This is a genomic window from Microbacterium sp. SORGH_AS_1204 (assembly GCF_030818935.1).
In the GTDB taxonomy this organism is placed as follows: Bacteria; Actinomycetota; Actinomycetes; order Actinomycetales; family Microbacteriaceae; genus Microbacterium.
Window position 1 is genome coordinate 2,120,190 of sequence record NZ_JAUTBD010000001.1, and the last position, 20,350, is coordinate 2,140,539.

The 20,350-nt window shown below is 70.0% G+C and carries 18 protein-coding genes, 1 tRNA gene and 1 pseudogene; 7 read left to right on the forward strand and 13 right to left on the reverse strand.

The genetic code is table 11. The features are described from left to right. Positions 1-34: 34 nt before the first annotated feature. The 3 genes from QE410_RS09720 to QE410_RS09730 are packed head-to-tail and all read left to right on the forward strand — an operon-like array spanning position 35 to position 3,545. Complete coding sequence (locus tag QE410_RS09720; RefSeq protein WP_307331097.1) at positions 35-1,429, forward strand: class II fumarate hydratase; 1,395 nt, start codon at positions 35-37, stop codon at positions 1,427-1,429. A gap of 47 nt (positions 1,430-1,476) precedes the next feature. Continuing rightward, the gene (locus QE410_RS09725) at positions 1,477-2,892 is read left to right on the forward strand and encodes a cell wall metabolism sensor histidine kinase WalK (RefSeq protein ID WP_307331100.1); all 1,416 of its coding nucleotides are present in this window, start codon (positions 1,477-1,479) and stop codon (positions 2,890-2,892) included. Further along, the gene (locus tag QE410_RS09730; RefSeq protein ID WP_307331103.1) at positions 2,889-3,545 is read left to right on the forward strand and encodes a response regulator transcription factor; all 657 of its coding nucleotides are present in this window, start codon (positions 2,889-2,891) and stop codon (positions 3,543-3,545) included. The genes QE410_RS09725 and QE410_RS09730 overlap by 4 nt, the downstream gene beginning before the upstream one ends. A gap of 407 nt (positions 3,546-3,952) precedes the next feature. Here the strand turns inward: QE410_RS09730 and QE410_RS09735 are convergent, their stop codons facing one another. Together QE410_RS09735 and QE410_RS09740 are read right to left on the reverse strand one after the other, a co-directional pair. Beyond that, on the reverse strand, positions 3,953-5,314 hold the full coding sequence (locus QE410_RS09735) for a PhoH family protein (RefSeq protein WP_373459336.1): 1,362 nt from the start codon (positions 5,312-5,314) through the stop codon (positions 3,953-3,955). A gap of 399 nt (positions 5,315-5,713) precedes the next feature. Then, positions 5,714-6,487: an isoprenyl transferase gene (locus tag QE410_RS09740; protein ID WP_373459370.1), complete on the reverse strand. Its 774-nt coding sequence runs from the start codon at positions 6,485-6,487 to the stop codon at positions 5,714-5,716. A gap of 165 nt (positions 6,488-6,652) precedes the next feature. On the opposite strand from QE410_RS09740, the gene QE410_RS09745 reads away from it, so the two are divergent. Then, positions 6,653-7,345 (forward strand): hemolysin III family protein, encoded by a 693-nt coding sequence (locus QE410_RS09745; protein ID WP_307334451.1) that lies wholly within the window; start codon positions 6,653-6,655, stop codon positions 7,343-7,345. A gap of 137 nt (positions 7,346-7,482) precedes the next feature. On the opposite strand, the gene QE410_RS09750 is transcribed toward QE410_RS09745, so the two are convergent. Then, positions 7,483-7,755 (reverse strand): hypothetical protein, encoded by a 273-nt coding sequence (locus tag QE410_RS09750; RefSeq protein ID WP_307331109.1) that lies wholly within the window; start codon positions 7,753-7,755, stop codon positions 7,483-7,485. A gap of 63 nt (positions 7,756-7,818) precedes the next feature. On the opposite strand from QE410_RS09750, the gene QE410_RS09755 reads away from it, so the two are divergent. Continuing rightward, complete coding sequence (locus tag QE410_RS09755) at positions 7,819-8,214, forward strand: DUF4307 domain-containing protein (protein ID WP_307331112.1); 396 nt, start codon at positions 7,819-7,821, stop codon at positions 8,212-8,214. Positions 8,215-8,319: 105 nt separating this feature from the next. Further along, positions 8,320-8,811 (forward strand): transcription elongation factor GreA, encoded by a 492-nt coding sequence (greA, locus tag QE410_RS09760; protein WP_307331115.1) that lies wholly within the window; start codon positions 8,320-8,322, stop codon positions 8,809-8,811. A 543-nt stretch (positions 8,812-9,354) separates the two neighbouring features. Here greA and ilvA read toward each other — a convergent pair. Together ilvA and QE410_RS09770 are read right to left on the reverse strand one after the other, a co-directional pair. Continuing rightward, positions 9,355-10,584 carry a threonine ammonia-lyase gene (ilvA, locus tag QE410_RS09765; RefSeq protein WP_307331117.1) on the reverse strand — a complete coding sequence of 410 codons (1,230 nt, stop codon included), beginning with the start codon at positions 10,582-10,584 and terminating at the stop codon, positions 9,355-9,357. After that, positions 10,581-11,771, reverse strand: a complete 1,191-nt coding sequence (locus QE410_RS09770; RefSeq protein ID WP_307331120.1) for an AI-2E family transporter — start codon at positions 11,769-11,771, stop codon at positions 10,581-10,583. Before QE410_RS09770 ends, ilvA begins: the two co-directional genes overlap by 4 nt. A gap of 75 nt (positions 11,772-11,846) precedes the next feature. Between QE410_RS09770 and QE410_RS09775 the strand changes: the two genes are divergently transcribed. Continuing rightward, positions 11,847-13,088 (forward strand): winged helix-turn-helix domain-containing protein, encoded by a 1,242-nt coding sequence (locus QE410_RS09775; RefSeq protein ID WP_307331122.1) that lies wholly within the window; start codon positions 11,847-11,849, stop codon positions 13,086-13,088. A gap of 35 nt (positions 13,089-13,123) precedes the next feature. Here the strand turns inward: QE410_RS09775 and QE410_RS09780 are convergent, their stop codons facing one another. The 8 genes and pseudogenes from QE410_RS09780 to QE410_RS09815 all read right to left on the reverse strand — a co-directional run bounded on the left by QE410_RS09780 (position 13,124) and on the right by QE410_RS09815 (position 20,308). Continuing rightward, positions 13,124-13,693, reverse strand: a complete 570-nt coding sequence (locus QE410_RS09780; protein WP_307331125.1) for a LemA family protein — start codon at positions 13,691-13,693, stop codon at positions 13,124-13,126. Positions 13,694-13,828: 135 nt separating this feature from the next. Beyond that, positions 13,829-13,901 (reverse strand) — tRNA-Leu (locus QE410_RS09785). Between the two features lie 213 nt (positions 13,902-14,114). Continuing rightward, positions 14,115-15,509, reverse strand: coding sequence for an NAD(P)/FAD-dependent oxidoreductase (locus tag QE410_RS09790; RefSeq protein WP_307334454.1), 1,395 nt, complete (start codon positions 15,507-15,509; stop codon positions 14,115-14,117). An 8-nt stretch (positions 15,510-15,517) separates the two neighbouring features. Further along, the gene (locus tag QE410_RS09795) at positions 15,518-16,858 is read right to left on the reverse strand and encodes a S8 family serine peptidase (protein ID WP_307331128.1); all 1,341 of its coding nucleotides are present in this window, start codon (positions 16,856-16,858) and stop codon (positions 15,518-15,520) included. Continuing rightward, complete coding sequence (locus tag QE410_RS09800) at positions 16,855-17,373, reverse strand: DUF501 domain-containing protein (protein WP_307331131.1); 519 nt, start codon at positions 17,371-17,373, stop codon at positions 16,855-16,857. The genes QE410_RS09795 and QE410_RS09800 overlap by 4 nt, the downstream gene beginning before the upstream one ends. A 114-nt stretch (positions 17,374-17,487) precedes the next feature. Continuing rightward, entirely contained in the window at positions 17,488-18,087 is a 600-nt protein-coding gene (locus tag QE410_RS09805) for a septum formation initiator family protein (RefSeq protein WP_307331134.1), read from the reverse strand. Between the two features lie 165 nt (positions 18,088-18,252). Further along, positions 18,253-19,534, reverse strand: a pseudogene (gene eno / locus QE410_RS09810) (phosphopyruvate hydratase). 96 nt (positions 19,535-19,630) lie between these two features. Further along, entirely contained in the window at positions 19,631-20,308 is a 678-nt protein-coding gene (locus QE410_RS09815) for an O-methyltransferase (protein WP_307331137.1), read from the reverse strand. Positions 20,309-20,350: the final 42 nt, after the last annotated feature.

The following is a 20,350-nucleotide window of genomic DNA, read 5'->3' on the forward strand; positions in this document are numbered from 1 at the left end:
AACCACCGAACGACAGACCTGGAGGAACGACGACGTGACCGACATCGAGTACCGCATCGAACACGACACCATGGGTGAGGTGCGGGTGCCCAAGGACGCCCTCTACGCCGCGCAGACACAGCGCGCGGTCGAGAACTTCCCCATCTCCGGGTCCGGACTCGAGTCGACGCAGATCGCCGCCCTCGCACGCATCAAGAAGGCCGCCGCCCTCGCCAACAAGGAGCTCGGCACCCTCGACGCCCAGATCGCGGATGCCATCGCCCAGGCCGCCGACGAGGTCGTCACCGGGCGCCACGACGCGCACTTCCCCGTCGACACGTACCAGACCGGCAGCGGCACCTCGTCGAACATGAACATGAACGAGGTGCTCGCGACGCTCGCGACCGGCATCCTCGGTACGCCCGTTCACCCGAACGACCACGTCAACGCCTCGCAGTCGTCGAACGACGTCTTCCCCACCTCGGTGCACATCGCCGTGACGCAGGCCCTCATCACCGACCTCGTCCCGGCGCTCGATCACCTCGCCGCCGCCCTCGAGGCCAAGGCCGAGGCGTGGAAGGGCATCGTGAAGTCGGGCCGCACCCACCTCATGGATGCCACGCCGGTCACCCTCGGCCAGGAGTTCGGCGGCTACGCCCGCCAGATGCGTCTCGGTATCGAGCGCGTCGAGGCCGTCCTGCCCCGCGTCGGCGAGGTGCCCCTCGGCGGCACCGCGGTCGGCACCGGCATCAACACCCCGCTCGGCTTCCCGCAGAAGGTCATCGAGCTGCTCGCGGCAGAGACCGAGCTGCCCATCACCGAGGCGAAGGACCACTTCGAGGCGCAGGCCAACCGCGACGGTCTCGTCGAGGCATCCGGCGCCCTCCGCACCATCGCGGTCTCGCTGACCAAGATCAACAACGACATCCGCTGGATGGGTTCGGGCCCCAACACGGGTCTGGGCGAGCTGCACATCCCCGATCTGCAGCCCGGCTCCTCGATCATGCCCGGCAAGGTCAACCCCGTCGTCCCCGAGGCGACCCTCATGGTGTGCGCGCGTGTGATCGGCAACGACGCCACCGTGGCCTGGGCCGGCGCCTCCGGCTCGTTCGAGTTGAACGTCGCGATCCCCGTCATGGGTACGGCGCTGCTGGAGTCGATCCGCCTGCTGTCGAACGCCATGCGGGTGCTCGCCGACAAGACCATCGACGGGCTCGAGGCCAACGTCTCGCGCGCCGAAGCGTTCGCGGGCATGTCGCCCTCGATCGTGACCCCGCTGAACAAGGTCATCGGCTACGAGGCCGCGGCGAAGATCGCCAAGCACTCGGTCGCCAAGGGCATCACCGTCCGCGAGGCCGTCATCGACCTCGGTTACGTCGAGCGCGGCGAGATCACCGAAGAGGTGCTCGACGCCAAGCTCGACCTGCTGTCGATGACCCACCCGGGCTGAGCACCACGACGACCGTTCACGACGCCGAGGCGCGCCATAATCGGAGGATGAGCCGCACGACGAGACCCGTCTCGACGCGCGTGCGACTTCTCGGCGCGATCCTCGGCGTCGTGCTGCTCGGCATGATCCTCGCCGGCGGTGTGACGTTCCTCGTGCAGAGCGACCGTGTGATCGCCAACGCCGAGCGCCAGCTCGACGGCTTCGTGACGACGGCGTCGACGAGCAGTCAGGATGCCGCCGACCTCGCCGCAGCCGTGATCCCGGGTCGCACCGACGGCACCCTCGCCCTCGCCGGCACGCAGGTCCTCGCCGGCACGCCGTCGCCTCCCGGCCTTCGACTGGCCGACGACGCCGAGCTGGTGGCATCCCTCGCTCAGGCGGTCGCCGACGGACGCCTGCGCGGGCGGCTCGACAGCGACCAGGGACCGGTGCTGTACGCCGCGGTCGAGGGGCGCGGTGGCGCGATCGTGCAGGTCATCTCCGTCGACCAGCGCATGGAGCTGGTCGCGCTCTCCAGCGTCACCTACGGCATCACGGCGCTGGCCGTGCTCGTGCTGATCGGGGTCGCGGGCTATTTCGTCACGGGCCGCCTGTTCTCGCCGCTTCGCCGTCTGCGGGCCACGGCCGACGCGATCACCATCGACGACCTCGGCACGCGCCTGCGCGCCCACGGCAACGATGAGATCTCCGACCTCACGACCTCGGTCAACTCCATGCTCGATCGTCTCGCGATGTCGGTCGAGGCACAGCGGCAGTTGCTCGACGACGTCCGGCACGAACTGAAGACGCCCATCACGATCGTCCGGGGGCACCTCGAGATGATGGACCCCGCCGACCCGCACGACGTCGTCGAGACGCGCGACCTCGGTATCGCCGAGCTCGACCGCCTGTCGCGTCTCGTCGCCGACATCGACGCCCTCGCCGACATCGAGACCGGGGCGTTGTCAGCCGCCGTCATCGACGTCGGAGCGCTCACCGACCGGGTCGCCGAACTCGCGGGAGCCATCGCGGGTCACACGTGGAGCGTCGAGCAGCGCGCGCGCGTACGCATCCGCGGCGACGCCGACCGTCTGGTGCAGGCATGGGTGCAGCTCGCCGACAACGCGGCGAAGTACACCCCCGACGGCAGCCCCATCGAGATCGGAAGCACCGCAGACGCCGGCACCGCGCAGCTGTGGGTGCGCGATCACGGTCCGGGCATCCCGCCGGCGGCCCGTCATCGGGTCTTCCGCCGCTTCGACCGCCTGTCCACGCGGCGCGGGGTGGAGGGCTCGGGTCTGGGTCTGTCGATCGTGGATGCCATCGCCAAGGCGCACGACGGACATTGCTCGATCTCCGACACCCCCGGCGGTGGAGCCACGCTGACGCTGCACATCCCCCTCACCGGGTCCCAGTCCCCCGCCCGCCTGCCGACGCCCGTGCGCGCCGGCGACGTCGTCATGCAGAGAGAGGCCACCGGATGACCCGCATCCTCATCGCCGAAGACGAGGAACGCATCGCCTCCTTCGTGGCGAAGGGACTCGAATCCGCGGGCTATCAGACGCTGATCGTCGACGACGGCGCCGACGCGCTCGAGACCGCCCTCTCGGGCGAGGTCGATCTGGTGCTGCTCGACGTCGGGCTGCCCTCGCTCGACGGCTTCGAAGTGCTGCGCAGTCTCCGGGGCCAGGGCTCGTCGCTGCCGGTCATCATGTTGACCGCCCGCACGAGCACGCGCGACACCGTCGACGGACTCGACGCCGGCGCGAACGACTACGTCGCGAAGCCCTTCAAATTCGACGAGCTGCTCGCCCGCGTGCGCTCGCGGCTGCGCGAACCGGTCACCGTCGGCACGATGACCATCGGCCACGGCGACGTCACGCTCGATGTACTGGCGAGGCGCGCCACGGTCGGCTCGCGGGAGATCGACCTGAGTGCCCGCGAGTTCGCGCTGGCCGAGGAGTTCCTGCGCCACGCCGGTCAAGTGCTCAGCCGCGAGCAGCTGCTCAGCCGCGTCTGGGGAATGGACTTCGACCCGTCATCGAACGTCGTCGACGTGTACGTGCGGTACCTGCGCGCGAAGGTGGGGCCCGGCCATATCGTCACCGTTCGCGGCGCCGGCTACCGCTGGGAGTGACGACGACCTCGAAGACCCGAAAAACCCCCGGCGGGGGGAACCGGGGGTTTTCAGGGAGACGCGTCCGGTGGTCTTCCGGCTCACCCGAAGAGCGGTGACCTGCGCGTGACGTGTTCTCTTGTTTCCATGGGGGAACCGCCGAGGCGGTGACGAGGTTTCCCTCGCCGACAGAATCAACAATGGCGGTCGTTTGTGAGAAGCCGGGGAGCCGAACATGAGAAACCTCTCATGTAGGCGGAACGCGCGCGAGCGACGTCGGCAGACGGCCTTCGACGGACACCTCCCGCCACTCGCGCCCGCCGCTCCGATCCCGTCTACGACGGCGACGGAGCCGTGCGCCCGAGCCCGCATCCGCAGCAAGAGGAAGGGCCGGGATGCCACATCCCGGCCCTTCCCCCACCTCGGCGCTATGACAGCTCGCCGGCCTCCAGGAGGTCGGTGACGAGCGCGGCGATGGCGGAGCGCTCGGAGCGGGTCAAGGTGACGTGCCCGAACAGCCCGTGCCCCTTCAGCGTCTCGATGACCGACGCGACCCCGTCGTGACGACCGACGCGCAGGTTGTCGCGCTGTCCGACGTCGTGGGTCAGCACGACGCGGGAGTTCTGCCCGATACGGCTGAGCACCGTCAGCAGCACGTTCCGCTCCAGCGACTGGGCCTCGTCGACGATGACGAACGCGTCGTGCAGCGAGCGACCGCGGATGTGCGTCAGCGGCAGCACCTCGAGCATCCCGCGGGCCAGGACCTCCTCGAGCACGTTGCCCGAGACGACCGATCCGAGGGTGTCGAAGACCGCCTGACCCCAGGGCCCCATCTTTTCGGCCTGATCGCCGGGGAGATAGCCCAGCTCCTGCCCGCCGACGGCGAACAACGGCCGGAACACGATGATCTTCTTCTGCTGCTGGCGCTCCAGCACCGCCTCGAGCGCGGCGCACAGTGCGAGCGCCGATTTGCCGGTGCCGGCCCGCCCGCCGAGCGAGACGATGCCGACCTCGGGGTCGAGCAGCAGATCGAGGGCGATGCGCTGCTCCGCGGAGCGTCCGTGCAGACCGAAGGCCTCCCGGTCTCCGCGGACGAGCCGGAACTGCCCCTTGCCGGTCACCCGGCCGAGAGCCGATCCGCGCTCCGAGTGGATGACGAGGCCCGTGTTGACCGGCATCCCCGCCACCGCCTCGCTCACCGCGACCTCGGTCTCGTAGAGGTCGGCGAGGTCGTCGCCCGAGACGTCGATCGTGGCGATCCCTGTCCACCCCGAGTCCATCGCCTGCTCGGCGAGGTACTCCTCGGTGTTCAGACCCAGGGATGCCGCTTTCACGCGCATCGGAAGGTCCTTCGAGACCACGGTGACCTCGGCGCCGTCCGTGGCGATGTTCATCGCGACAGCGAGGATGCGACTGTCGTTGCCTCCCGTGCGCATGCCCGACGGCAGGACCCCCGGGTCGGTGTTGTTGAGTTCGACACGGAGGGTGCCGTCGTTGCCGACGGGGACCGGGAAGTCGAGACGGCCGTGCTCGATACGGAGCTCGTCGAGGTGGCGCAGGGCCTGTCGAGCAAAATACCCGATCTCGGGGTCGTGACGCTTGCCCTCGAGCTCCATGATCACCACGACGGGGATCACCACCGAATTCTCCGCGAAGCGGAAGAACGCTCGGGGGTCGCTCAGGAGGACAGAGGTGTCCAGGACGTATGTGCGAAGCGCCGCATCGGTGCTCGCTTCGGACTCGGCGCTCTCGACGACGTGACGCTGGTCGTACGGTGCTCGTGCAGTCACAACCCACTCCCGACCCGGGTGCAGCACCCGGTTGTCACGAGTCGACCTGTGGGTCACGAGTCGCAATCCGAAGGCCGACTCGATCGGACTCCGTGTCCGATGTCATCACCGTACGACGCCGCGACGACCCCGAGGGTCGTTAACACGCCGCGAATATGACGAGTTCGTGAACAGCGCGTTCACGCGGTCGGGGGGTCACCGGATAGTTCGGATGCCGCGCTCCGCGACTCGGCCCCACCGACACACTCACGGCCCCCGCCGCGCCGCCGACCGCGACACGGACGTCTGAACCTGTCTGCCCGCGGCGCATCGAGCGTGCCCTGCGACCGCCCCTCCCCCGTTCGCGGGCCCGTGGGACGGAGCACCTCGACGCCACCGCCGCCGCGAGCGCCGACCGATCTACTGGCCGAACCGCCGGTCGCGTGCGGCGAAGTCACGGATGGCGCGCAGGAAATCGACCTCGCGCAGATCGGGACCGAGAGCCTCGACGAAATAGAACTCGGAATGCGCCGACTGCCAGAGCAGGAAGTCGCTGAGGCGCTGCTCGCCCGACGTCCGGATGACGAGGTCGGGGTCAGCCTGGCCGCCCGTGTAGAGGTGTTCGCCGATCTGCTCCGGAGTGAGGCTGGCGGCGAGTTCTTCGAGCGAGCCGCCCGACTCGTCGTGCTTGGCGATGATGGAGCGCACGGCATCCACGATCTCGCTGCGACCCCCGTACCCGACCGCCAGGTTCACGTGGAGGCCCTTGTGACCGCGGGTGCGCTCGGTGACCTCGTCGAGCACCTCCGTCAGCGCCGGCGGCAGATCGTGCGACCGACCCACGTGCTTGACCCGCCAGTCGGGCTCGTGCGAGAGCTCGCGGGCGAGCTCGGCGATGATCTCGAGCAGGTCCTGCAGCTCCTTGCTGTCGCGCTTGACGAGGTTGTCGTTCGAGAGCAGGTAGAGCGACACGACCTCGATGCCGAGGTCGTCGCACCACCGCAGGAACTCGTGCATCTTGGCGGCGCCCGCGCGGTGGCCGTGGGCGGCACTGTCGTAGCCGAGTTGACGCGCCCACCGCCGGTTGCCGTCGATCATCATCGCGACGTGGTGCGGAACGGTCGCCGGCATGCGCCGACGCAGGCGCGAGATGTAGAGACGGTACAGGGGACCCCGCCCCTCGTTCTTCCACACGCGCGCCACCCGCCTACGCTACCGCGTCGCACCCGGGACGACGCCGCGGGTTCGGGTGCCGTTCGCTGAGCGGAGGGAAAGCGCGACCGCCATGTTCCCCCGCGAGCATGGGAGCGGACGTAGTGTCGAAGGGTGACACGTCCGACCCCTGCCGACGGCCCCGAGATGCCTCAGCTGCCCCTGCTCGAAGCGGGAGCGGCGGGCGCGGCGGTCGAGCTCAAGCCGACCTGGCGCGGGTGGATCCACGCGGGCACGTTCCCGGTGGCGATCGCCGCGGGGATCGTCCTCATCGCGCTCGCGCAGGGCGGTCCGGCCAGATGGGCGTCGGCGGTGTTCATGGCGACGTCCATGCTGTTGTTCGGCAACTCCGCGCTGTACCACCGGTTCCACTGGAAGCCGACGACACGCGCGGTGTTGAAGCGGATCGACCACGCGAACATCCTGCTGCTCATCGCGGGCACGTACACGCCGATAGCGGTGCTCGCGTTGCCCACGCCCCAGACCGTGCTGCTGCTGTCGATCGTCTGGGGCGGCGCGGTGCTCGGCATCTTGTTCCGGGTGTTCTGGATCAACGCCCCCCGCTGGCTCTACGTCGCGCTGTACCTCGCCCTCGGTTGGGCCGCGGTGATGTACCTCGGCGACCTGCTCGCCGCGAACGTCGCGATGATGGTGCTCGTGGTCGTCGGCGGCCTGCTCTACACGGCCGGGGCCATCATCTACGCCCTGAAGAAGCCCAATCCGTGGCCGGGGCACTTCGGCTTCCACGAGATCTTCCACGTGTGCACCGTGCTGGCGTTCCTCTGCCACTGGACGGCGTGCCTGCTGATCGCCCTGCGGCCGGCGTATCACGGCGGCTGACGACGGGCCTACCTCGCCACCATCGCCGCACCCGCGCCGGCACCCGGCGGAACGCGGGAGAGGCCGGCCCGCCGCGGCGACGTCAGCTGCGGCGCGCCGGTGTCCGACGCGCGAGAGGCCGGCCCGTCGCGGCGACGTCAGTTGCGGCGCGTGGTCGGGTCGATGTCGTCGTCGGTCTCGCCACCCGCGGCGGCTGCGCGCGCCTGCTCCTCGGCATCCAGCTCGGCGTTCACCTCTTCGCGATAGCGCGCGCGACGGATGCGGCGCAGCATGTCCCACACCAGCAGGAACACGGCGACCCCGATGAACGCGATGGCGGCGAAGCCGAGCGGACCGGGCGTGACGATGGACTCGTCGGGAGTGGTGGCCGGGGAGGGCGTGGTCGCGAGAGCGACGATCACGGGAAACATGGAGTCCTTCGGTCCGGGCGGAAGCGCGTAGCCTGGAACTCCAGCCTAAAGCCCGGAGAGACCATGACGACGCAGGCCCAGCTCGACGATCGCTATGGGCGCACGCGCTCGCCGCGGCGGCGACTGCTGGGGTGGACGATCGTGGCCGTGCTCGCGCTCGGCGCGATCGGGTACCTCGGGTGGACGACCGTCGCCGGCAGCGCGGCGTCGGTGACCGCGACCGACACCGGGTTCACCGTGAACGACGACCGCTCCGTGTCTGCGACGTTCCAGATCACCGCACCCGTGGGCCGGCCGGTCGCCTGCGCCCTCGAAGCCCGCGACGAGGAGCACGGCACCGTGGGCTGGCGGGTCGTGGAGTACCCGGCATCCGACGAGCATTCACGTGCCTTCACCGAGACCATTCCCACCTTGTCGCTGGCGACGACGGGTTTTGTCAACGCCTGCTGGGTGCCGTAAACTCGCCGAATCACGACGCGCCCCGGCTCGATGCCGGGGCGTTCGACATATCCCCCGCCGACGGCTCGCATCGACCGCCGTCTGCGCCTCGACGAAGGAGTAACCGTGTCCAACGACGCTCAGGTGACGTTCCTCACGCAAGACGCCTACGACCGCCTCCACAACGAGCTGGAGCACCTTTCGACCACGGGTCGCGAAGAGATCGCGAAGCGCATCGAGGCCGCGCGCGAAGAGGGCGACCTCAAAGAGAACGGCGGCTACCACGCCGCGAAAGACGAGCAGGGCAAGCAGGAGGCGCGTATCCGCACGCTCCAGCAGCTGCTGAAGGATGCCAAGGTGGGCGAGGCGCCCGAGAGCCACGGCGTCGTCGAATCGGGCACCGTCGTGACCGCGGTGATCGCCGGTGGCGAAGAGAAGTTCCTGCTCGGCAATCGCGAGATCGCCGCAGACTCCGAGCTCGACGTGTACAGCGAGGCGTCGCCGCTCGGCGCCGCCATCCTCGGCCTCAAGGAGGGCGACAAGGGCTCGTACACCGCGCCGAACGGAAAGCAGATCTCGGTCGAGATCGTCAAGGTCGAGACGTACTCGGGCCAGTAACCCCCCGCACGCTTCGCGAGCCGCTCCCCGGATGCCGGGTGGGCGGCTCGCGGCGTTTCCGTTGCCCTGGCGAGTGGCCTCCGGCGTCGGCCAGACGCGCACCAGGTCCCCGCCCCTCCGGTTGGCGCATCGGGCTTCGCTGGCGCGTGTCGTCCTGGGCGTGGCCCGCGTGTGGTGCCCTGGGCCCGGCCGGCGCAGAGCGTCTCGGGCCCGGCCGGCGCAGGGCGTCTCGGGCCCGGCCCGCTCAGGGCTCGCGCCCGGCCGGCGCAGGGCGTCTCGGGCCCGGCCGGCGCAGGGCTCGCGCCCGGCCGGCGCAGGCTCTCCGGTTTGGGGCGCATTTCGCCACTCGGGGCGAGAATCTCCCGCCCCGAACGCCCGAATCCGCCCCGAACCATCGTCCGGTAGTGGCCCGAGCAGGACCGGCCCGCCGGCGCGCGTCACCACCCCGAACCATCGTCCGGTAGTGATCCGAGCAGGACCGGCCCGTCGGCGCACGACACCACCCCGGTACACGACTCGCGCACCGGTCGACGGACGACGCTGTCAGTCGGGAACGACGGTCGCGACGAACCCGGCTTCTTCGAGCGTCTCGATGACGAGCGCGCGGTGTTCGGCGCCCCGCGTCTCGACGCTCAGCTGCAGGATCACCTCGCTGATCTGCAGGCCCTGCCCATGACGGGTGTGCAGCACCTCGATCACGTTCGCGCCGACGCCGGCCAGGAGCTCCGACACGCGGGCGAGCTGGCCCGGACGATCGGGTAGCGGAATGCGCAGCGACATGTAGCGACCGGATGCCGAGAGACCGTGCGCCACCACCCGCTGCAGCAGCAGCGGATCGATGTTGCCCCCCGAGAGGATCGTCACCGTAGGGCCGCTGACCGCGATCTTCCCGGCCAGGATGGCGGCGACGCCGACGGCACCGGCGGGCTCGACGACCTGCTTGGCGCGCTCGAGGAGCACGAGGAGCGCGCGGGCGATGTCGTCTTCGGTGACGGTGACCACCTCGTCGACGTATTGACGGATGAGCTCGAACGGCAGGTCGCCGGGTCGGGCGACCGCGATGCCGTCGGCGATCGTCGGTGTCGTCTCGACCTGCATGGGGTAGCCCGCGGCGAGCGACGACGGGTACGCCGCGGAGTTGTGGGCCTGCACGCCGATGATGCGCACCTCGCGTCCCTCGGCGGCGGCACGCGCTTTGACGGCCGCGGCGACGCCGGCCGCGAGCCCTCCCCCGCCGATGCCGACGATGACGGTCTCGAGGTCGGGCATGTCTTCGACGAGTTCGAGACCGAGGGTGCCCTGCCCCACGACGATGTCGCGGTGGTCGAAGGGGTGGATCAGCACGGCACCGGTGCGCTCGGCGAACTCGGCGGCCAGGCGCAGCGGGGTCTCGACGGTCGCGCCCTCGAGGATCACTTCGGCTCCATAGCCGCGAGTGGCCAGCAGCTTCGGCACCGGAACGCCGAGCGGCATGAAGATGGTGGCGGCGATGCCCAGCTGCTGCGCGGCGAGAGCGACTCCCTGTGCGTGGTTGCCGGCCGAGGCGGCGACCACACCGCGCGCTCGCTCGTCGGCGGTGAGGCGCGACAGACGATACGTGGCGCCGCGGATCTTGAACGATCCCGTGCGCTGCAGGTTCTCGAGCTTCAGGTTGACCGGCGCGCCGAGCAGCTCGCTGAGGTGGAGCGACTCGTCGAGCGGGGTGCGCGTGATGATGCCGCGCAGAGCCTGCGCGGCATCCTCGAACTCGGCCAGGGTGGGAGTGTCGTTCATGATCTCCTTGCGCGGTTGCGCGGAACGGTCTGCCAGATGAGATCTCGGGATGCCAGGGCTTCGCCCTCGTGCTGCCACGCCTTCTGGCTGAGGTAGACGGACACGACGTTGACGAACGCCGCGAGGGGAACCGCGAAGAGGGCGCCGGCGATGCCCCCCACCATCGCGCCGCCGGCGACGACGAGGACGACCGCGAGCGGGTGCACCTTGACCGCCGATCCCATGAGGATGGGCTGCAGGATGTGGCTTTCGATCTGCTGCACCGCGAGCACGACGATGAGCATGAACAGGGCGATCAGCGGGCCGTTGTAGACCAGCGCGATGAACACGGCGAGGGCACCGGTGGCGACCGCGCCCACGAACGGGATGAAAGCGCCGAGGAAGACGAGGACCCCGATGGGGATCGACAGCGGGACGCCGAGGAGGAAGGCACCGAGGCCGATGCCGATCGCGTCGATCGTGGCGACGAGCAGCTGTGTGCGCGCGTAGCTCTTGACCGTTCGCCAGCCGGCGCGGCCGGCGCCGTCGACCGCGGGGCGAGCGGCGCGCGGGAACAGCCGCGTCGTCCACCGCCAGATGCCCCCGCCGTCGGCCAGCAGGCACAGGAGGATGAAGAGGGTCAACAGCAGTCCCGCACCGACGTGGCCGAGCGTCGTGCCGATCGCCAGGGCGCCGGTCCACAGCACCTCCGCCTGCTGCTGCAGGAACGTGCCCGCCTGCTGCAGACCGTCGTCGATCTGTCGCGAGCTGAGGTGCAGCGGGCCGTCGATGAGGTATTGCCGGAACTGCTCGACGGCCTGAGTGGTGCGCACGCGTACGGACCCGAACTCACGGGTGATCTGCCAGACGGCGAGCCAGATGAGGCCCGTGATGATCGCGATGGTGCCGAGCACCGTCACAACGATGGCCAGCCACCGCGGCCAGCGATGACGGATGAGCAACGAGAAGCCCGGCCATACCAGCGCTGTCACGAGGATCGCCACCAGCAGCGGGATGACGAGCAACTTCAACTGGATGACCAGGAAGACGACGACGGCGAGAGCCGCCGCGATGACCAGCAGGCGCCAGGCGTAGGCCGTGGCCTGGCGCAGCGCCGGTGGGATCGGCGGCTGCAGGTCGCTCGAGACGGTACGCCGCCTCAGGGCGTCGAGCAACGATCCGCGGGGTTCGGGATCGGCGCCACTCATCCCGCCAGCCTACCGCCGCCCTTCGGCATCGTCGTTCGCGGGCCGATGTCGGGGGTCGCGGCTAGCGTGAAGGACATGACCTCGACCTTGCGCCGTGCCGAGGCGCGCCGCATCGCCCTCGCCGCTCAGGGATTCGCGCGGCCGCGCCCCGAGGCGGTCGGAACGCGGCAGATCTCCGCCGCGCTGCGCCGCATGCGCGTCCTGCAGATCGATTCGGTCAACGTCTTCGCGCGCTCCCACTACATGCCGCTGTTCGCCCGTCTGGGAGCGTACGACACCGCTCTGCTCGACCGTCTCGCCTTCTCGCGTCGACCGACGTGGGTCGAGTCGTGGGCGCACGTGGCGTCGCTCGTCTCGGTCGACGACTGGCCGCTCCTGCAATTCCGCCGCGACGACCTGCGCCGCAAGTACGGCAGCGACGCGTGGGCAGAAGCCAACGCGCCCCTGCTGCAGTGGCTCCGCGATGAGTTGGCCGCCCGCGGGCCGCTGCGCCCGGCCGAGATCGACCACGACGCTCGCAGCGGGTCACGCGGCTCGTGGTGGGGCTGGGACGATGTCAAGAACGGTCTCGAGCGCCTCTGGCTGTTCGGCGAGGTGGCGATCGCCGGGCGGCGGGGCTTCGAGCGCCGATACGCCCTCGCGTCCGACGTGCTGCCGGCCCCCGCGCTCGAAACGACGGTTCCCCGCGCCGAGGCGATCACCGAGCTCACGCGGCGGGCGGCTCTCGCCTACGGCGTCGCCACGGCATCCGATCTCGCCGACTACTGGCGCATCCGCGACCGTCCGGCGGTGCTCGCCGGCATCCGCCAGCTGGTCGACGCGGGAGAACTGATCCCGGTCGAGGTCGACGGGTGGCAGATCGCCGGCCGCCCGGCGAAGGCATGGCTGCATCGCGAGGCGGCGCGCCCGCGCCGGGTAGACGCCGCGGCTCTGCTCACCCCGTTCGACCCCGTGGTCTGGTACCGCGACCGCGCCGAGCGCCTCTTCGATTTCGACTACCGCATCGAGATCTACACGCCCGCGCCCCGACGCCGGTTCGGCTACTACTCGCTGCCGGTTCTGATCGGCGACGACGTCGTGGGCCGGCTCGACCTCAAGGCCGACCGCGCGTCGAGCGCCCTGCGCGTGCAGTCGGCATGGTGGGAGCGGGGGGCACCGCCGGATGCCGCCGACCGTGTCGCCGCGGAGCTGCTCTCGGCTGCGCGGTGGCAGGGCCTCGACCGCGTCACGGTCGCACGCTGGGGCGACGCGTCGGACGCCATCGCCGGCGCTCTCGCGGCCGAGAGACACGACCACCCCGACGGTCGGGCGAACTGACGCGCCCCCTCCGCCGCAGCGGAGGGGGCGTTCGATCAGAACTGCACGCGAGGTGGTTCCGCGATCGCGGCACCGTCGACGACTTCGAAGAACTCCCGCTCATGGAAGCCGAGCTGGCGGGCGAACAGATTGTTGGGGAACACCTTGATCTTGGTGTTCAGCTCTCGTACACCGCCGTTGTAGAACCGCCGCGACGCCTGGATCTTGTCTTCGGTGTCGACGATGGAGTGCTGGAGCTGGAGGAAGTTCTGGCTCGCCTGAAGCTGCGGGTACGCCTCGGCGACGACGAACAGCGACTTGAGCGCCTGCTGCATGTGTCCCTCGGCGACACCGGCCTCGGCGGGGCTCTGGGCCGACAGTGTCTCGGCGCGGGCTCGGGTGACGTTCTCGAACACGGCCTTCTCGTGCGCCGCGTATCCCTTCACCGTCTCGATGAGATTGGGAAGGAGGTCAGCACGGCGCTTGAGCTGCACCGTGATGTCGCTCCAGGCTTCGTCGACGCGAACGTTGAGGGCGACCAGGGCGTTGTAGGTGGCCCAGAGATAGATCCCGGCGATCACCAGGATGCCGACGATCACAAGGACCGGTACGAGCCACTCCCACATAAGTCCCCACACTTCCGTTCGCGAGATTCCCCTCAGTCTAACGACCGGGTCGAGCTGCGACCGGGCGGTGGTATGGACTCCCAGGGGATCCGGATCGAGCCGGCGACAGAGCGCGGCACGGTGGTGTGCGTGCTGTACCCCCGGTGGGACTCGAACCCACACTGAAGCGATTTTAAGTCGCCTGCCTCTGCCATTGGGCTACGGGGGCCCGTCGCTCCACCGTATCGCGGTGGGCTCGGGATCATCGCCCGCCCGGAGCGTGACGTCGAGAGGTCTGCCGGTCCTCCCGCGCCGACGATGTCCCGGCAGCTCCCCGCCACCCTGGAGGGCACGTTGATGCCGGAAGAGGCTGACGGGACAGCACGCGCGGACGCGAAGACCCCCGCACCCACCCGGGCGCGGGGGTCTTCGGATGACGCGATTACTTCGCGGCGACCGGTTCGGCCTTCTTGTCGGCGGAAGCCGGGGCCGGCGCGTCGGCGGCGGGGGCCGCCGGACGCGGGCGGGCGGCGAACTCCTCGAACGCGGCGCGGGGCTGCTGCACCGCTTCGAGCGAGACGACCTCGCGGCCGTGCACGAAGTTCTGCACCCAGTCGCCGATGACCCGGAACTTGCGCTCCCACGTGGGCATGGCCAGACCGTGGTAACCGCGGTGCGCGAACCAGGCGATCAAACCGGTCAAGGCGATGTTGCCGGACTGGAACGCGCCGTTGTAGAGGCCCAGGCCGGCGACGGCACCGAGGTTCTTGTGGAAGTACTGCTTGGGCTCCTCGCCGCGCAGAACCGCCACGATGTTCTTGGCCATGAGCTTGCCCTGACGCACCGCGTGCTGAGCGTTCGGAACGCAGAAACCGCCCACGCCGCCACCCGACAGGTCGGGAACGGCCGAGACGTCACCGGCGGCCCAGGCGCCCTCGACGATGTCTTCGTCGGTGCCGACGCGCAGGTCGGGGCGGGTGCGGATACGACCGCGCTCCTCGACGGGCAGGTCGCTGCCGCGGACGACGGTGGGGTTCGCCATGACGCCGGCGGTCCAGATGATGAGGTCGGTCGGCAGCTGCTCGCCCGTGGAGAGCTCGACGATGCCGTCGACGGCGCCCTTGACCTGCGTGTCGAGGTGCACGAACGCACCCTTCTTCGCCAGGTCGGCGAGCACCCACTCGCTCGTCTTCTGCGACACCTCGGGCATGATGCGGCCCATCGCCTCGATGAGGTGGAAGTGGGTGTCGTCGAACGACAGCGTCGGGTACTGCTTCAGCAGCGACGACGCGTAGGCGCGGAGCTCGGCGAAGACCTCGATACCGGCGAAGCCGCCGCCGACGACCACGACGGTCAGCAGGCGGTCACGCTCGGGACCGGCCGGGAGCACCGATGCCTTGTCGAAGTTCGAGGTGAGACGATCGCGGATCGCGACGGCCTCTTCGATGGTCTTGAGGCCGATGGCGTTGTCGGCGATTCCCGGGATGGGGAACGTGCGCGAGACGGCGCCGGCGGTCACCACGATCTGGTCGTAGGCCTGCTCGAAGGTCTCGTCGCCGGCGATGGGCGTGATCGTCGCCGTCTTGGTCGCGTGCGAGATACCCGTGACCTTGCCCGCGATGACCGTGGTGCGCTTGAGGTGGCGACGAAGGCCCACCACGACGTGGCGGGGCTCGATCTCGCCGGCGGCGACCTCGGGGAGGAACGGCTGGTACGTCATGTACGGCAGCGGGTCGACGAGCGTGACGTCAGCTTCGCTACGGCCGAGGAGCTTCTCGAGCTTCCACGCGGTGTAGAAACCTGCGTAGCCCCCACCGACGATGAGGATTCTGGGCACGGTAGTGGTCACGATGGGAGGGACTCCTCGTTAGTGATGCGGCTCGGCTCGCGGGAGGTGCGCGCCTGTCGGGATCGCCGGGCAGCAGCACTGACGCCGAGCGCAACCATTATAGCGGCCAGCGTGGCAGCGCCGAGCGGCAACGACCCGTAGAGCACGCTATCGCGCGACGGCAGCAGAGGCGAACTCGCGTGGGGCGCCGACTCCACGGGCGGGAGGGGCGGGATGGTCACCGGGCTCGCGCTCGGCTCGGGCGCGGGCTCGGCATCCGCTCGGCGATACAGGCGGATCCACTCCGTGAGACTGCCGAGGGGGTTCTCGGTGACGGCGGCGACCGCGCTCGTCGACACCGCGCCGGCGGCATCCACCAGCCCGTAGCCGTACAGCTTGTCGGGCTTGGTCGACGCTCCGGCGGCGGGCTTCGCCGTCTGGATGAGGCGGTTCAGCACGTTGTTCGCGTCGAGTTCGGGGTGAGCTGCACGCACCAGGGCGGCGATCCCGGCGACGATGGGGGCAGCACCGCTGGTGCCGTTCCACTGCACGAGGGCCCCGTCGGCCGAGACGCCGATCAACCGCTCGCTGGGTGCGGAGAGGCCGATGGTGATGCCCTGCGTCGAGGCGCTGTTGCTCGCCGTGCCGCTCGGATCGACACCGCCCACGGCCAAGACGCCGGGGATCGTGGCGGGGGCGCCGACCCGATCGGTGCCGCTGCCGCGGTTGCCGGCAGCCACCACCACGACGACGTTCTTGTCGAAGGCGTACTCGAACGCCTCGTCCCAGCTCCGGTCCCAGTCGAGGGTGTTCGTCGTGAGCGAGAGATTGATGACGGTCGCGCCGTTGTCGACGGCCCATCTCATCGCTTCGGCGATCTGCTCGGTGAACGGCTTCGACGTCGTTGCTCCGAAGCCGACGGAGATCGACAGCAGCTCCGCCTCGGGTGCGACGCCGATCATGCCGCGGCCGTTGCCGGTGCCGCGGGCGGCGGCGAGCGAGGCGACCCAGCTGCCATGATTGGCATCCACCGCGCCGACCGGCGTGCGCCCGTCGGAGGAGCCCACTCCGGACACGTCGGTGCCGCCGACCACGGCGCCGCTGAACTCGGTGGGGCCGCGCCCGATGCCCGTGTCGATGATGGCGATCTTCTGCCCGGCACCGCGCGTGGTCTTCCACGCCTCGCGCACACCGTATTGGTCCAGCCAGTACTCCGCCGCGCGGACCGAGTCCGTCGGATCCTCGGCGACCGGACCTGCCGGGGCCTGGGGCGCAGCGGTCGCCGCGGGGGTCGCCGTCGCGCCCGTCAGCACCGCCACGAGGACGACGGATGCCACGGCGGCGACGACGCGCTTCATGCGTCGATCCCAGGGCTCTCGCACTGACAGCGCTGAGGCGACCACGTTCCGCGCTCGAGAGCACGGTCGCCGATCGGGTTGACGCCGGGTCCTGCCGCGAGTGCATGACCCGCCAGGGCGTGCAGGCACTTCACGCGGGTGGGCATGCCCCCGGCGGAGATGCCGGCGATCTCGTCGGGCTCGCCGTACGCGGCGCGATCGCGCAGGTACGCCTCGTGGGCGGCGAGGTACTGCTGCTGCAGCTCCTCGCTCTCGGCGAGCTCGTCCGAGAACTCCTTCATGACGTGGCCCGCCTCGAGCACCGACATCGCCGCGGTCGCGGCGGGGTGGGTGAGGTAGTAGAAGGTGGGGAACGGGCTGCCGTCGTCGAGGCGCGGCGAGGTCGCCACCACCGTCGGGTTCCCGCACACGCACCGCGCGGCGATGCCGACGACTCCGCGCGGAACGCGACCGAGCTGCGCCTGCAGAACGGCGAGATCGGCGTCGGATGCGGGGGGAAGCGTTGCGGTAGTCATCGCTTTCAGGGTACCCGGCCGCCCTCGTCGTTCGCCGAGGGGGTGGCGAAGGCCGACGCAGAGGCGGACACTACGGTCCCCAGGCGTGCTCCCGTGCGCGAGAACGCTCCGCGCTCAGCCCGCCGGGGTCTGCGACGCCGGGGTCGGATCGGGCACGCCGATCGTGGGCGTCGCGACCTGCGCGGCGCCGGACGCCGCCACCGAGCGGACGAGCTGTGCCATCCAATCGGTACGCGTCTGGCCGACCTCGTCGCTGACGTCGTCCTGTTCCTGCGGTGTGGACGAGGCGGGCAGGTCGTTGTCGATGAGGTAGACGATCTCGCCGGGGAAGGTGTATCCGAGCCGCTCACGCGCCTGCGTGCGGATGTACGCAGGATCGGACCACCGGTCGCGCTGCATCTGCAGGTCTTCCACCTCGGACTGGCTGATCTTGACCGCGCTCTGCAGAGCCTGGATCTGCTGCCGCTGATCCATGTACGTCCCGACCGTGGGCACGAGCACGAAGGTGCCCAACACGACGAGACCCAGCATGATGACCACGAAGCCCGAGACGCGGACGCGGGCCAGCCAGTCGCGCACGTCGACGCGGCGTTCGGGCGCTGCCCGCCGCGGCGCGCGAGCGGGCCGCGCGGAGGAGGAGCGTTTCCCCTTCTGCTGGGCGTCGGGGGTTGCGGATGCCACGGGCCGACGGGGAGGCAGAGTCGGTCGTTCCACGCCTGCTCCCTTCGATTCGTGCACGGGTGTACCGGGCGCACGCGAGTCTACGTCGCGTCGACGGACGTCCACGGGGACGCGCCGGATCCGTGGCATCCGCTCAGCCGCCCCGCGAGACGACGAAGGAGGGGGAGCCTTCCGGCTCCCCCTCCCGTGGTCGGACGATCAGCCCTTGAAGCGGGGGAACGCCGAGCGGCCCGCGAAGACCGCGGCGTCGCCGAGCTCTTCTTCGATGCGGAGCAGCTGGTTGTACTTCGCGACGCGCTCGCTGCGCGCGGGGGCACCGGTCTTGATCTGGCCGGCGTTCACGGCGACGGCGAGGTCGGCGATCGTGGTGTCTTCGGTCTCACCCGAACGGTGCGACAGCATCGAGGTGTAGCCCGAGCGGGTCGCGAGCGCGATGGCGTCCAGGGTCTCGCTCAGCGTGCCGATCTGGTTGACCTTGACGAGCAGCGAGTTGGCGACGCCGAGGTCGATGCCCTGCTGCAGGCGCTTCGGGTTGGTGACGAACAGGTCGTCGCCGACGAGCTGCACCTTGGAGCCGATGGCATCGGTCAGCTTCTTCCAGCCGTCCCAGTCGTCTTCGGCGAGCGCGTCCTCGATCGTGACGATCGGGAAGTTCGCGACGAGGTCGGCGAAGTAGTCGACGAGCGTGTCGACGCTCCACTGCTTGCCCTCGACGGTGTACACGCCGTCCTTGTAGAACTCGGTGGCGGCGACGTCGAGGCCGACCGCGATCTCCTTGCCGGGGGTGAAGCCGGCCTTCTCGATCGCGCGGATGAGGAAGTCGAGGCCCTCGCGGTTGCTGGGCAGGTCGGGGGCGAAGCCGCCCTCGTCGCCGAGGCCGGTGTTGTAGCCCGCGGACTTCAGCTCGCCCTTGAGGACGTGGTAGACCTCGGTGCCCCAGCGCAGCGACTCGCCGTAGGTCTCGGCGCCGATGGGTGCCAGGAAGAACTCCTGGAAGTCGATGCCGTTGTCGGCGTGCTCGCCACCGTTGATGACGTTGAAGAGGGGAACGGGCAGCAGGTGTGCGTTGGGGCCGCCGAGGTAACGGAACAGCGGCAGGTCGGCGCTGTCGGCGGCGGCCTTGGCCACGGCGAGCGAGACGCCGAGGATGGCGTTGGCGCCCGTGCGCGACTTGTTCTCGGTGCCGTCGGTCTCGATGAGGATCTCGTCGATGATGCGCTGCTCGCTGGCCTCGACGCCCTCGATGGCGGGGGCCGAGCTCGTCGACGACCGCGGCGACGGCCTTCAGCACGCCCTTGCCGCTGTAACGGCTCTTGTCGCCGTCGCGCAGCTCGTAGGCCTCGAACGCGCCGGTGGACGCGCCGGAGGGGACGGCCGCCCGCTGGACGATTCCGTCGTCGAGGAGCACCTCCACCTCGACGGTCGGGTTACCGCGCGAATCCAGGATCTCGCGCGCGTTGACAGCCTCGATAAGTGCCACGAAGGACTCCTCGTTGGTTCTGGGTGAAAGAGGGTGGAGCGTCGTCGGTCCGGGGACGAGTCTAGTGACCCCCTCCGACACCCGTGGGTCGCCGTGTCATCGGGAGTCGGATGCCACGGCATCCACCACGATGGCCACGGCGACGCCGTCCCATCCCTTGCGGTCGAGGGTCTGCAGCGCAGTGGCGTCGAACCGGGGATCGGCGCCGAGCATCTCGATGCCCCGGCGGGCGCCCCGCACCTTCGAATCGCCGGTGCCGGCGTCGGCGACCTCTCCCCCGCGCACGACGTTGTCGAGCACGATGACGGTTCCGGGGCGCCCGAGGCGCGCGGCCCAGTCGAGGTAGACGGTGTTCGATTCCTTGTCGGCGTCGATGAAGACGAGGTCGAACGGCTCGCCACCCTCGAGGGACGGCAGCACGTCGGCTCCCCGACCGACGACGACCTCGACACGGTCGGCGACTCCCGCGCGCTCAAAGTTGCCCCGCGCGATCTCGGCGTTCTGCGCCTCGGCCTCGATCGTGACGACCCGGCCCGCGTCACCCACCGCGCGGGCGAACCAGATCGTGGAGTACCCGCCGAGCGTACCGATCTCGAGCACGCGCCGGGCTCCCGCGATGCGGGTCAGCAGGTGCAGGAACTTCGCGTTCAGCGGGGCGACCTCGATCGGGGGGAGGTCGGCGTCGCTCTGCGCCTGCAGGGTGGCATCCAGAATCGGGTCGGACCCCACGAGGGTGTCGGTCAGAAAAGCGTCGACGTCGTCAGGAGTGGGCACGTCGCCAGCTTGTCGACGGGGCGGGGCCGGGTCAACGCCCTG

Coding starts and splice junctions, on each gene's coding strand:
- QE410_RS09780 (WP_307331125.1), bottom strand. CDS start 13,693: ATGTGGGAGTGGCTCGTACCGGTCCTTGTGATCGTCGGCATCCTGGTG.
- QE410_RS09725 (WP_307331100.1), top strand. CDS start 1,477: ATGAGCCGCACGACGAGACCCGTCTCGACGCGCGTGCGACTTCTCGGC.
- QE410_RS09730 (WP_307331103.1), top strand. CDS start 2,889: ATGACCCGCATCCTCATCGCCGAAGACGAGGAACGCATCGCCTCCTTC.
- QE410_RS09800 (WP_307331131.1), bottom strand. CDS start 17,373: ATGACTACCGCAACGCTTCCCCCCGCATCCGACGCCGATCTCGCCGTT.
- QE410_RS09795 (WP_307331128.1), bottom strand. CDS start 16,858: ATGAAGCGCGTCGTCGCCGCCGTGGCATCCGTCGTCCTCGTGGCGGTG.
- ilvA (WP_307331117.1), bottom strand. CDS start 10,584: ATGAACGACACTCCCACCCTGGCCGAGTTCGAGGATGCCGCGCAGGCT.
- QE410_RS09770 (WP_307331120.1), bottom strand. CDS start 11,771: ATGAGTGGCGCCGATCCCGAACCCCGCGGATCGTTGCTCGACGCCCTG.
- QE410_RS09745 (WP_307334451.1), top strand. CDS start 6,653: ATGCCTCAGCTGCCCCTGCTCGAAGCGGGAGCGGCGGGCGCGGCGGTC.
- QE410_RS09750 (WP_307331109.1), bottom strand. CDS start 7,755: ATGTTTCCCGTGATCGTCGCTCTCGCGACCACGCCCTCCCCGGCCACC.
- QE410_RS09755 (WP_307331112.1), top strand. CDS start 7,819: ATGACGACGCAGGCCCAGCTCGACGATCGCTATGGGCGCACGCGCTCG.
- QE410_RS09775 (WP_307331122.1), top strand. CDS start 11,847: ATGACCTCGACCTTGCGCCGTGCCGAGGCGCGCCGCATCGCCCTCGCC.